Origin of the sequence: Pseudoalteromonas sp. MMG022 (assembly GCF_021654245.1) — a bacterium.
Lineage (GTDB): Bacteria > Pseudomonadota > Gammaproteobacteria > Enterobacterales > Alteromonadaceae > Pseudoalteromonas > Pseudoalteromonas amylolytica.
On the sequence record NZ_JAKFZQ010000003.1, the window covers coordinates 163,150 to 176,588 of the forward strand.

A 13,439-nucleotide genomic window follows, 5' to 3' on the forward strand; every position below is an offset into this window, starting at 1 on the left:
TCTAACCAGATGAATTTAACAATAGGGTTAGTGATATGGATAAAGTGCTTTATATCGCTATGTCAGGCGCTAAGCAAAACTTACGTGGTGTCGCTGTAAAAGCAAACAACCTTGCCAATGCCAATACCATAGGTTTCAAGGCCGACTTTGCGCAAGCTCGTTCTATGCAAGCGTTTGGTGAAGGGTTACCTACGCGAGTTTTCGCGATGCAGGAAAGGCCTGGCACAAACTTAGTGTCTGGGCCTATTGTTGAAACAGCACGTGACCTAGACATATCTGTAACGCAGGAGTCTTGGCTTAGTGTGGTTGATGAGGCGGGTAATGAGGCTTATACCAAAGTGGGCAGCCTTAACATTCGTGCCGATGGTGCATTAATCACAAGTCACGGACGTCAAGTTATTGGCGAGGGCGGTCCAATTATTTTGCCTATCCCTATTGATAAGGTGATTTTTAGCGACGATGGCTCTGTGCAAGTGCGCCCGCAAGGTGCTCCTGCCAACTTTATGGAAGTGGTCGATCGACTCAAAATCATTGATGCAGACAACAGTCAGCTTGAAAAGGGCAATGATGGTCTATTTCGCCCCAAAGAAGATGCCCTCGTAAATGGGTTATGTGGGTTTTGTGATATTTCACCCACAGCACGCGTTATGAGTGGCACATTGGAGCGCTCTAATGTTAATCCAGTTCATGAAATGATTGATTTGATTAACCATCAGCGCCAATTCGAAATGCAAATGAAACTAATGAAAACCGCAGAAGAGATGGATGAACGCCATGTTTCTCTGTTGCGTATAGTCTAACCAAGTGAGGTAGATATTATGAACCCAGCATTATGGATCAGTAAAACAGGCTTAGATGCACAGCAGACAGACATCGCCGTTATTTCCAACAACCTTGCAAACGCCAGTACGGTTGGATACAAAAAAAGCCGCGCTATTTTTGAAGATTTACTTTATCAAAATATCAATCAACCAGGTGGTCGCTCGTCACAAGATACTGAGTTACCCTCAGGTTTGATGTTAGGTGCCGGTTCGAAGGTTGTCGCGAACCAAAAGAATTTCTCTCAGGGTAATCTACTGAGCACTGAAAATTCATTGGATTGGATGATACAGGGCCCAGGCTTTTTCGAAATTCAATTGCCAGATGGTACAACCGCCTATTCACGTAATGGTCAGTTTACGACGGATGAAGAAGGTCGTGTTGTAACATCGGGGGCAGGTTTTCCTGTGCAGCCAGAAATGAACGTACCCGACGATGCGCAATCAATAACGGTGTCTCAAGATGGAGAGGTTTCGGTAGCCATTTCCGGACAAGCCGAGAACGTGGTGATTGGTCAATTAGTGATAAGTGATTTTATCAATCCGTCTGGTTTAGAGCCTATGGGGCAAAACCTGTATACAGAGACTGCGGTAAGTGGTGCTCCTGTACAAGGCAATCCAGGTGTTGATGGGTTAGGTACGATAGTACAAGGTGCGTTAGAGACATCCAACGTAAACGTTACCGAAGAGCTAGTAAACCTTATCGAAACTCAACGGGTATATGAAATGAACTCGAAAGTAATTAAGTCAGTTGATGAAATGCTTAGTTACATCAATCAACAGTTATAAGCATTAGGGGGCTGTATGCGTGATCTTAGCTTATTTATTATAGCGACTGCTTTACTTTCAGGGTGTGTATCAACACAAAATAGTGATGTGGTAAGAGATGACCCATATTATGCACCTATGTATCCTGAGCAGGATGCGGAGCCTATCGTTGCAACGGGCTCTTTGTTTAATCAGCATCGTGCCAATGATCTGTACTCTGACAAAAAAGCATTGAGAACCGGTGACATTATTACGGTTGTGCTGCGAGAGTCTACGCAAGCGTCAAAAGCGGCAAACAGCCAAATGGATAAAGAATCAGAGATAGAGCTGGACCCTATTATTGGGCTAGGTGGGGCTGCAGTGAATATTGGCAGAGAAAGCATTCAGTTTGGAATGGAGTCAGAGTCTTCATTTCAGGGTGACAGTCAAGCCAATCAATCTAACAGCTTATTCGGTAATATATCAGTGAATGTGATGCGCGTATTGCCAAACGGGAATTTAGTGATCCGTGGTGAGAAGTGGTTAACACTTAACACTGGAGAAGAGTTTATTCGCCTTGAAGGCTTAGTTAGAGCCGCAGATGTTAAAGCGGATAACACTGTCGAGTCGAATCGTATCGCCAATGCCAGAATCCAGTATTCAGGCAAAGGTCAACAGCAAGAAACGCAAAGTCCCGGGTGGTTGGCGCGCTTCTTCATGAGCACATTAATGCCATTTTAGGGGTAAAGACGATGAGATTGTTTCTTGTAATATGCGTTTTGTTTGGCAGTTTGTTCGCTCAGGACACATATGCTGAGCGTATAAAAGATGTCAGCATGGTCGAAGGTGTTAGGGCCAACCAATTGGTCGGTTATGGTTTGGTTGTTGGTCTGCCTGGTACGGGTGAACAAAGCCGTTTTACAGAACAAAGTTTTAAAGCCATGTTGAGCAGCTTTGGTATCACCATGCCTGCGAGTCTAAAACCGAAAATTAAGAATGTCGCAGCGGTGGCGGTGCACGCAGACTTACCAGCGTTTGTAAAACCGGGCCAGCAAATTGACGTGACAGTTTCATCAATAGGTAGTGCAGGAAGCCTACGCGGTGGCACACTGTTACAAACCTTCTTAAAAGGTGTTGATGGTAATGTATATGCCATTGCTCAAGGTAGCTTGATAGTCGGAGGCCTTGGCGCTGAAGGTCTAGATGGTAGTCGTGTTGTAATCAATACCCCAACGGTTGGCAGAGTACCAAATGGCGCAACGGTAGAGCGCGCAGTAAAGAGTCCCTTTACACAAGGTGACCATATTACTTTTAATCTAAATAGCCCAGATTTCACAACCGCCAAGCGTTTAGCGGATACGATTAATGAATTAGTAGGCCCTAATAGTGCTAAACCTATGGATGCAGCATCTGTAAGAGTAATCGCACCTCGTGATCCTTCACAGCGTGTAGCCTATTTATCGACCTTGGAAAACTTAGAGTTCAAACCTGCTGACACCAATGCCAAAATCATTGTTAACTCGCGCACAGGTACCATAGTGATAGGCAAAAATGTCAAGCTACAACCAGCGGCGATCACTCATGGTGGATTAACAGTAACCATTGCTGAGCAGCAAAATGTGTCTCAACCCCAAGCGTTGTCTGAAGGTGAAACCGCTGTTACTCAGCAGAGCATCATCGATATCGATTCTGACGATTCTAGAGCATTTGTTTTTGACCCAGGTGTGAGCCTCGATGATTTGGTGCGGGCAATAAATCAGGTTGGAGCTGCACCTGGCGACTTAATGGCGATTTTAGAAGCACTTAAAGAAGCCGGTGCAATTAATGGTCAATTAGTCGTCATATAAAGTTTTATTTTTAATCAAACAGTTAGCCTCGAAATATCGAGGCTTTTTTTTGGCTCGCTTTTTGCATTTGTTTAACTATGAATTTTTATTTTGTGTCGTTGAGCAGATGAATACCAATCAGTTAGACAAGCAGAACTTTTTTGATTTGGGGAACCTAGATTCTCTACGTCAGGATGCTTTAAAAAGTGCTTCAGATCAAAAGGCATCGAATGAAGCGTTAAAAAAGGCTGCCCAACAGTTTGAATCCATTTTTACGCAGATGCTGCTAAAGAGTATGCGTAAAGCCAACGAAGTATTAGAAGACAAAGACAGTCCATTTAATTCAAGCAGCGTGAAGTTCTTTGAAGAAATGCATGACCAGCAACTATCAATTGAGCTCTCAGGCAATGGCAGCCTTGGTTTGGCAGACTTGATAGTGCAACAACTATCGCCAAATAGTGAAGGCTATACCCCTGCTTCTGTATTACGTACAAATGCTGAGTTGCAAAGTGACAAAATCGCAAGTGGTCAAGCTCCATTGAGTGTGACTACAGATGCTGTTGAAAAGAGTAATAAAACCGGGCAAGACACGCCACAAGATAGCTTTGATGATCCCGCATCGTTTATTACCGCAATGTGGGACCATGCAAAAGAAGCTGCACAAAAAATAGGTCTAAATCCAGCGGTTATGATCGCTCAAGCTGCGCTTGAAACTGGTTGGGGCAAGCACGTGATAGCCAAACAAGATGGCTCTAGCAGTTTTAATTTATTCAACATCAAGTCCGATAAGTCCTGGCAGGGCGAAAGCGCCAGAAAGTTGACTTTGGAATTTGAACAAGGTTTGCCAGTGCAAAAACAAGCAAACTTCAGAGCGTATGATTCTGTTAAAGAGAGTATTAATGATTACATCGAGTTTTTACAAAGTAACCCTCGTTATGAAGAGGCACTGAAGAAAGTGAAACAACCAGCTCAGTACTTGGATGCGTTGCAGCAAGCAGGGTACGCGACAGATCCGAATTATGCGCAAAAAATTAAAAGTGTGTTACAGCGTGGCGAGTTTAAGCAAATGCTGACATCGCTTATTCGTCAAGGAGTAAACTAAGATGTCATTCGATCTAATGCATATTGGTACCAGCGGCGTTCGTGCCAGCACGGAGTTACTGCAAACCACCAGTAGAAACATCTCAAACCTTAATACGAAAGGTTATATTCGCGAACGCACAGAGCATGCGACAACCGTGGGTAATTTGGTTGGGCGTGGTGAAACCGTAAGGTTGATCAATGAGTTTGCGGTTAAACAACTTAACCGTGATACCTCAAACAAAGCTTATTATGATCAATTTGTAACTGAGTCTTCTCGCATAGACACCTTGTTCGCTGAGGAGTCAAACAGCCTCAGTACAAGCATAAATAATATGTTTAATAGCTTGCAAGAATCTATGAACCAGCCTGCATCGACTGTGTCTCGTTCTTTATTCATGAACTCGGCAGAGGGACTCGTTCAGCAAATGCATCGCTTATCGAACATCGTGTTTGACCAAAAGAGCGTCGTCAATGAGCAACTTAGTTTGTACACAGATGAAGCGAACAGTTTGATCGAAAAAATCAGTGAGCTAAATAATAAAGTAGCCTCAACGCATACCAGTGATGACCGCACTGTCGCTCTTTCTGTCTTAAATGAGCGAGATCAGGCGATTCGCGATTTATCTGGGTTAGTTGATATTGAAACTTTGGATGGTCCAAATGGTGAAAAACTTATCTTTTTGGGTTCCGGCCAGTCTCTTGTAATGGAAAACGGCACATTTAATGCGTTTGCACTTGACGGTGATCCAGATCCAAACGTGAAAGATTTGAAATTAGACGTCAATGGCGGTACAGCTGTAGCGCTGGATGTAGACCTTAGCTCGTTGAAAGGAAAAATTGGCGGCTTATTGGCATTTCGTGATGAAATCCTACAACCGGCACAAAACCAGTTGGGTCAAATTGGTATTTCAATAGCAGATGCGTTTAATCAGCAAAATGCCCTAGGTATGGACTTAGATGGTAACTTTGGCGGTGATATTTTTAATATCCCGACAGTCCAAGGTTACGCGTTTTCTGATAATACCGGTACAGGTGTAGTGAATGCGACGTTAGAGTCTGGGTTGGGTAGCTCTCTACCTGCAACTGACTTTCAAGTAACGTTTTTAACGGCAACGACCGTTGAAATTGCAGCGATAGATAGTAAGGGTAACGTCATTGGGACGCCTTCAACTGCGAATGTAACAGCAGGGGCAATTAACTCGGGTACTATTACTTCTGGTGAATCTTTCGGCTTAGATATGACAGTCACCGGCGCGCCAGCAGCGGGCGACAGTTATGTGGTTAAACTCAACTCAATTGCTGCGGGTTCGCTTGATATGGCGACACAGCGACCAGAGCATTTGGCGCTAGCTTCGCCAATCAGAACACAAGTGAGCGCGAGTAATATTAGTACAGCAAGTATTTCTGCTGGCACGGTAACAGACACTGGCGCGACGAGTAACTTTTCGAGCCCGCCTATATCATTGACACAAGGCCAGATCACCATTACCAAAACGGCAGTGGCAAACCAGTATCAAATAAACGACGGTAATGGTACGAACTTAATTACCATTACGCCACCGGGCAATGGTGTCCTCAACCAAGCTGGCGCACCCTATGATAGTTATGGCTTTGACTTTGATATTTCAGGGCAGCCAGATACAGGTGATGAATTTATCATTGATGTAAATACCGATGGCTTTGATGATAACCGAAATGGCTTGGCTTTGAGTCAGTTGAAAGATACAGAGCTAGTTCGCCAAGGCGTGATAGCCAGTGCAGATAATTTGAAAACATTTAATGAGTCATACGCAGGTTTGGTGACGGAAATCGGAGTGATTGCTAATCAAGCTAAAACCAATGGTGCTGCATTTGATGCGCTAGCAACGCAATCCGAGACCTGGTTTGAGTCCATATCGGGTGTAAACCTAGATGAGGAAGCTGCCAATTTACTGCGCTTCCAACAATCTTATTCAGCATCAGCGCAGATAATATCTGCGGCGCGTACCATATTTGATACGCTACTCAGTGCGGCGAGGTAATTAATCATGCGTTTATCTAACAATTTAATGTTCAGAAATAACCTGAACACGATTTTGAACAATCAGCAGGAAGTGAACAGAGCGCAGCAGCAAGTTAATACACAAAAGCGGGTACTCACAGCTTCGGATGACCCCTCAGCGATTGCCAGCTCAATGTTATACACAGATAAGATCCAGTCTAATGAGCAATTTGCAAAAAGCTCTTCCATGCTAAGTAGTCGTCTAGAAATGGAAGAAAGTGTCTTAGAAAATATCAAAGGCGCGATTGCGAAAGCGCAAACGTTGACTGTGCAAGCAGGTAACGGTGCGCTGTCTGATGCTGATAGAGAAGGGGTCGCTGCGGAGATTAGCTCTCTAAAAGAGTCAATTTTTGAGTTGATGAATGCGAAATCCGAAGATGGTGGGTTTATATTTGCCGGTTATCAAGATAGCAAGCAGGCATATGTTTACAACAGTGGTACCGGACGTTACGAGTATCAAGGCGATCAAGGTCAACACAGTATTAAAGTAGCAGAAGGAGTTAGCATTAAATCCAGTGACAATGGTTTTGATGTGTTTGAAAAGGCAAGCAAGCGCCTTGATGTGGACCAAACAACGATTGTGCCAGCAACAAGCACCGTTTATGTTCAGGAGCAAGGGGCGTTTGATACTTTTCACCGAACTAACTATAACGCGGATCCAACTGCACCAGCGAATGCCAACACGGTAACCATCAACTTTACATCGGCCACGACGTTTGATTTACAAGTTGGTGGAACAACGATTGATTCAGGTACTTTCTCTGGCAATAAAGTCTCCATTAATGGCTTTGAAGTCACATTTACGGGGGCACCTGCGAGTATTGACTTTGATCTAGAAGCACCGCAAAAACAAAATGTGTTAAATACGCTTGATGATTTGGTCAACACCTTAACGGATACCAGCTTGGACCAAGAGCAATATAAGCAAGCTTTGGCTGATGCGACGGTGGGCTTGGATAACGCTAAAAATTTAGTGTCGCAAACACAATCCGTATTGGGGGGGCGTTTAAACACAACGAAGCGAATTGAAGCTGCAAATTCGGATCTAGACATTAACAATAAATTGTCTAAAGCAAACTTGGTTGAACTAGATATGGCCGAAGCAATCACTGAGTTAACTAAACACGAAACCGCACTTCAAGCATCACAGGCAACATTTGGCCGCTTATCCAATCTATCCTTATTAGACTATATTCGTTAAATTGAGGCTGCCAAAACTTTGGCAGCTTCTTATTCTTTCACGTTGTTTTCCCCGCTTTAAACCTATAACTGTTTGTTTTTTATTTATTAATAATTCTGTATCTCACAGTTAAGCTACAAATTCCATTTCTACCAATTAATTCACACTACTGGTTATTTTCTATTTAAATTCAGTTGGTTATTATTTTTTTTAAAAAAATACTAAAGGATTTTTTTTGGCTTCCGATAACTTAAGTAACCGAGCCAGAGATTAAAAATTAAATTGAAGGCTTAAAGTTATAAGTTTGAGAGTAAACCGAAAGTTTACATTGGGAGAACTATCATGGCACTTTATGTAAATACTAACGTAAGTTCGTTGAACGCACAAAGACAATTAAACAATTCAGGTAACGCTTTAGATACATCATTTAAGCGTCTATCTTCAGGCTTTCGTATCAACAGCGCAGCTGATGATGCAGCAGGTCTACAAATCGCTGACCGTTTGACTTCACAGATAAATGGTCTTAACCAAGGTAACCGTAACGCAAACGACGGTATCTCACTAGCACAAACTGCTGAAGGTGCGATGGACGAAGTTACATCAATGTTCCAACGTATTCGTACACTTTCACAACAAGCGGCGAATGGTTCAAACACTGATGAAGACCGTTTAGCAATCCAAGAAGAGATTCGTTCTCTATCTTCAGAGGTTAACCGTGTTGCTGCTGATACAACCTTTGGTGGTCAAAACCTTTTAGATGGTTCTTATGCAGCAAACTTCCAAGTTGGTGCTGACGCGATTCAAACCATTGGTTTTAGTATGCAGAACGTAGGTGGTACAGCTAACTCGCTAGTTGCCAACAACGGTTTCACATTATCAGGTATTGCAGGTATTGCCAGTGCTGTGACAGGTGCATCATTAAGTGCAACAGCGGGTACTATCAGTAATGTAGTTGGTCAATCAGCTGATGCGGCAGAGTTCTCTAACGTGTTTACAGCAGGTGGTATCTCTGTATCTTCACAAGCAAATGCTCAAGCAGTACTTGCAGGTATGGACCAGTTAATCGCTGTAGTAGATAAGAAACGTGCTGAGCTAGGTGCTGTACAAAACCGTTTCCAATCAACGATTCGTAACCAGTCAAATATCTCTGAGAACTTATCGGCTGCTAAATCTCGTATCAAAGATACAGACTTCGCACAAGAAACGGCAAACCTAACTAAGATGCAAATCTTACAACAAGCTAGCCAAACAATCTTGAGCCAAGCTAACCAACGTCCACAGGCTGCTTTAAGTCTACTAGGATAATAGGGAAAAGATTAGAAGGGGTGTCCGCGCTTAATGGGGTATTAACGCGGACACCGTGTTTGGACAAAAAAGCGGAGTACTTTAAATCCAAGTTTGTTCACAAATTCAATGAACAAGTATTTATAAGCATAAGCTATGCCAATGTTTATGCTAATTTATTGACACTCACTCTCAAACTTTTAAAAGGGGCTATACAGCCCCTTTTTTCTCGCCTTGAATAAACTATTTTGCCACTTAAACAAGTTGGCCCATGTTTTGCTTTAACTCACATAAGAAGTTTTTCTATGCGCAAAGCGGCAATTTTTGGCCCCGTCTAAAGTAAACGCGATAGACAAAAATGCCGCCTTGTATTCGATTTGAACTTATGGACCCATTTGTTGGTTCGAGTTAGTAAAGAGAGAATGAGTTATGGCTTTATTTGTTAACACTAATGTCAGTGCATTGAATGCACAAAGACAACTATCTAATTCAAGCAATGAATTGGATACGTCATTCAAACGTTTATCTTCAGGTTTACGTATCAACAGCGCCGCTGATGATGCTGCGGGTCTACAAATTTCTGACCGTCTAATGTCACAGATCAATGGTCTAAACCAAGGTAACCGAAACGCCAACGATGGTATTTCATTAGCGCAGACCGCTGAGGGTGCGATGGATGAAATCACAAACATGTTTCAGCGTATACGTACCTTATCGCAACAAGCTGCGAACGGTTCGAATACGGATGAAGATAGACTGGCAATTCAAGAAGAAATTCGCCAATTAGCAGCCGAGGTAAACCGTGTTGCTTCTGATACAACCTTTGGTGGTCAAAACTTATTGGATGGCTCTTACTCAGCTAACTTCCAAGTAGGTGCCGATGCTATCCAGACCATTGGCTTTAGTATGCAATATGTGGGCGCTACTGCAAATAGCATGGTTGCCAATAATGGTTTTACATTGTCAGGTGTAGCGGGCGTTGCAAGTGGCGTATCGGGCGCTTCACTTAGTGCAACTGCTGGAACCATTAGTAATGTTGTCGGTCAGCCGGCAGATGCTGCAGAATTCTCAAACGTCTTTACAGCAGGTGGCATCTCAGTGTCATCACAGGCAAATGCACAGGCCGTATTAGCGGGGATGGATGCAATGATTGCCGTGGTAGATAAAAAGCGTGCAGAGCTTGGTGCTGTGCAAAACCGTTTCCAATCTACCATTCGTAACCAGTCAAACGTTTCTGAGAACTTAGAAGCTGCGAAATCACGAATTAAAGATGCAGATTTTGCGTTAGAGACGGCAAAATTGACTAAAAACCAAATTTTACAACAAGCAAGCCAAACAATATTAGGTCAAGCAAATCAAAGACCTCAGGCAGCATTGAGCTTGCTACAAGGATAAAATTAAAAAAAATTACAAATAAAGCTAAAGCTTCCGCTTCATAAGCCGATAGTTGACTTAGAGAACTATAAATCTAGGACTCTAACTTGGGTGTAACAGGGTAGGGGTATCCCGTTACTCACCAATCCAACAAAGAAGCGGAGGCTATTATGGCTTTATATGTAAATACAAATGTGAGTTCATTGAACGCACAAAGACAGCTGAATAACTCAGCTCTGTCGCTTGATACATCTTTTAAAAGATTATCATCTGGCTTCAGAATCAACAGTGCGAAAGATGACGCGGCGGGGATGCAAATCTCGAACCGTTTAACAGGCCAGATCAATGGTCTGAACCAAGGTGTTCGAAATGCTAATGATGGTATTTCTCTTGCGCAAACAGCTGAAGGTGCGCTTGACGAGACAACATCAATGTTTCAACGTATTCGTACGCTAGCGCAACAGGCATCTAATGGTTCAAACACTGATGAAGACCGTTTGGCAATTCAAGAAGAGATCCGTTCTCTTTCTTCAGAGGTAAACCGTGTCGCAGCGGATACAACCTTTGGTGGTCAAAACTTATTGGACGGTACTTATGACGCTAACTTCCAAGTTGGTGCTGATGCTATCCAAACAATCGGCTTTAGTATGCAAAACGTGGGTGGCACGGCCAACTCATTAACAGCAAACAATGGCTTTACTCTCTCTGGTATCGCGGGGATTGCGAGTTCAGTTACAGGTGCATCATTAAGTGCCGTAGCGGGTACTATCAGTACTGTGGTTGGTGCATCGGCGGACAATGCTTCTTTTTCTGGCGTATTCACTGCAAGTGGCATCTCTGTGTCTTCGCAAGCAAACGCACAAGCTGTGTTAGCGGGTATGGACCAACTTATCGCAGTTGTTGATAAGAAACGTGCTGAGCTAGGTGCGGTGCAGAACCGATTCCAGTCTACAATTCGTAACCAATCAAACGTTTCTGAGAACTTAGAATCTGCACGTTCACGAATCAAAGACACTGACTTTGCACAAGAAACAGCAATGCTAACTAAGATGCAAATCTTGCAGCAAGCTAGTAGCTCGATCTTGAGTCAAGCTAACCAAAGACCTCAAGTAGCATTGTCGCTATTAGGGTAATTTAGCTTGAAGTATACAGCCAGTCCGGATGCAAGGTATCCGGATTTGGCGTATGCTATAATGTATAGGGTCTAGGAGGTGTTCAATGAAAGATTTTGACTCTTCAAATCTAGTAGCCAATGTTTTGACTTCTCCTTCATCTCAACTGAATGAAGTGAAAAATCAAGAGTCGGCGCGTGCGATTGAAAAACCATCTAAGTCTGAAAAGGAAGCAGCTGGGGAAGAAGGTTCACAACTGGATACTCAAAAAAACAGGCAGCAACTTGTTGACGAGGTGAAGCAAAACCTTGAAAAGCTCAATGAGTTTATACCCGTGACTTCAACAAACTTGTCGTTTGAGTTTGATGAAGATGGTGATCCTCCGTTTATTCGGGTGATTGATAGAGATAATGATAAGGTGATTAGGGAAATCCCGTCGGAAGAGTTTAGAGCTGTAGCTAAAGCTTTGGACGAATTTGCCGATAAGTTAAATGGAAAGGGCTTTTTGTTCGACAGAACAGCCTAGTATTATTGGAGTTGGAGGTCGTTTATGCCACTTATTACATCTGCAGGTATTGGCTCAGGTCTTGATTTAGAGAGTATTATCAAGGCGTCAGTTGATGCGGAAAATCGCCCGAAAATGCTTTCTTTTATGAAAAAAGAGGAGTCGCTTCAGGTTGAGTTATCGGCAATAGGCGAAGTTAAATCGGCCATGTCTAAATTGCAGGACATCGTTGAGAAGTTAGCTGATCCCGACAACTTCGGTAAACGTGTTGCTAATATAACACAGCCCTCTACAGGAGATATCATTAGTGTTACACCGACTTCTGATATATCAGTCGGTACTTTTGATATTGCAGTGCAACAACTTGCACAAGGTAGTCGGTTGGTTTCTGCGGACGCCGCATTTTCTTCTGTAGATGATGTGGTAACTGCATCTGGAGGTACTCTTACCTTCGGCGCAGGTGCTGACAACTCTTTTTCTCTAACGCTAGACGCTGGAGCTACGTTGTCTGAGCTTCGAGATGCGATCAATAGCTCGTCAGATAACTTTGGCGTAACAGCAAACATTGTGAACACCGGTGATCCGGCAGTAGGTTCTAAGCTAGTGTTAACCTCGAACGTAACGGGTGATACTAATGATCTTACTGTGACCTCAGATACCGCAGAGCTGGATGCTATCAGTACAACTGCTTTTGCCGGCGGTGCAGGTGGTATGACATCAGAGCAATCAGCACAAGATGCAATTATCTTGGTCGATGGGTTAACGGTAAACAGTGACACGAACACTTTTAAAGATGCCGTTCAGGATATGACCATCAAAGCTTTAGCTGAAAGTGAACAAACAGCTGGAGCAGGCATCTATGATGAAGCGAAACTGAGCGTTGAATACGACCGAGAGTCAGTCAATAAGATGATTGATGAGTTTGTTACAGCCTACAACAACCTAATTGGTAATATTGGTTTTCAAACTCGAATTGGCAAACCACTTAACGGTGATGCGTCAATGCGTTCATTAAGCGGTCAGTTGGTTAATACTCTTTCTACCCCACTAACCGATGCAGGGCCTTTTGAATCTATTTTTGACATTGGTATCAGTGTTGATAAAGAAGGCTACTTGCAAAAAACCTCCTTGGTACGAAGTCTAAATGAAGCAATGGACAGTAACTTCGATGATATTGGCACGGCTTTTGCTGGAGAGGGAGGGGTGGCGTCACAACTTGAGACGTTACTTAGTGGCTATATCGATTCGGGTGGCCTGATTAAAGAACGTGAAACTAACTTAAATGGTCAGTTAGATGATCTTGAAGATGATATTGCAAATCATGAGTATCGAATGGCATCACTGGAAGAGCGATTACGTAAGAAATATGCTGGCTTAGATGTGTTGCTTGCACAAATGCAACAGACTCAGCAGTATTTAGGCGCTCAACTTGCTAATTTGCCAGGTTTCACAAAAGCTAAATCATAGAG

Annotated in this window: 12 protein-coding genes; all 12 read left to right on the top strand. The window is 43.2% G+C overall.

What is annotated here, in order from left to right:
- Positions 1-35 precede the first annotated feature (35 nt).
- Entirely contained in the window at positions 36-800 is a 765-nt protein-coding gene (locus L1070_RS03945) for a flagellar basal body rod protein FlgF (RefSeq protein WP_070984418.1), read from the top strand.
- Positions 801-818: 18 nt separating this feature from the next.
- Positions 819-1,607 carry a flagellar basal-body rod protein FlgG gene (flgG, locus tag L1070_RS03950; RefSeq protein WP_070984421.1) on the top strand — a complete coding sequence of 263 codons (789 nt, stop codon included), beginning with the start codon at positions 819-821 and terminating at the stop codon, positions 1,605-1,607.
- 15 nt (positions 1,608-1,622) lie between these two features.
- On the top strand, positions 1,623-2,306 hold the full coding sequence (flgH, locus tag L1070_RS03955; protein ID WP_237124570.1) for a flagellar basal body L-ring protein FlgH: 684 nt from the start codon (positions 1,623-1,625) through the stop codon (positions 2,304-2,306).
- Between the two features lie 11 nt (positions 2,307-2,317).
- Entirely contained in the window at positions 2,318-3,412 is a 1,095-nt protein-coding gene (locus tag L1070_RS03960) for a flagellar basal body P-ring protein FlgI (RefSeq protein ID WP_237124571.1), read from the top strand.
- Positions 3,413-3,518: 106 nt separating this feature from the next.
- Positions 3,519-4,493 (top strand): flagellar assembly peptidoglycan hydrolase FlgJ, encoded by a 975-nt coding sequence (flgJ, locus tag L1070_RS03965; protein WP_237124667.1) that lies wholly within the window; start codon positions 3,519-3,521, stop codon positions 4,491-4,493.
- 1 nt (position 4,494) lies between these two features.
- The gene (gene flgK, locus L1070_RS03970; protein ID WP_237124572.1) at positions 4,495-6,495 is read left to right on the top strand and encodes a flagellar hook-associated protein FlgK; all 2,001 of its coding nucleotides are present in this window, start codon (positions 4,495-4,497) and stop codon (positions 6,493-6,495) included.
- A gap of 6 nt (positions 6,496-6,501) precedes the next feature.
- Positions 6,502-7,716, top strand: coding sequence for a flagellar hook-associated protein FlgL (flgL, locus tag L1070_RS03975; RefSeq protein ID WP_237124573.1), 1,215 nt, complete (start codon positions 6,502-6,504; stop codon positions 7,714-7,716).
- 321 nt (positions 7,717-8,037) lie between these two features.
- Entirely contained in the window at positions 8,038-9,000 is a 963-nt protein-coding gene (locus L1070_RS03980) for a flagellin (RefSeq protein WP_237124574.1), read from the top strand.
- A gap of 408 nt (positions 9,001-9,408) precedes the next feature.
- Complete coding sequence (locus tag L1070_RS03985) at positions 9,409-10,374, top strand: flagellin (RefSeq protein WP_070984434.1); 966 nt, start codon at positions 9,409-9,411, stop codon at positions 10,372-10,374.
- Between the two features lie 149 nt (positions 10,375-10,523).
- Entirely contained in the window at positions 10,524-11,486 is a 963-nt protein-coding gene (locus L1070_RS03990; RefSeq protein WP_070984437.1) for a flagellin, read from the top strand.
- A gap of 85 nt (positions 11,487-11,571) precedes the next feature.
- Complete coding sequence (locus tag L1070_RS03995) at positions 11,572-11,991, top strand: flagellar protein FlaG (protein WP_070984439.1); 420 nt, start codon at positions 11,572-11,574, stop codon at positions 11,989-11,991.
- A gap of 24 nt (positions 11,992-12,015) precedes the next feature.
- Positions 12,016-13,437: a flagellar filament capping protein FliD gene (gene fliD, locus L1070_RS04000; RefSeq protein ID WP_237124575.1), complete on the top strand. Its 1,422-nt coding sequence runs from the start codon at positions 12,016-12,018 to the stop codon at positions 13,435-13,437.
- Positions 13,438-13,439 lie beyond the last annotated feature (2 nt).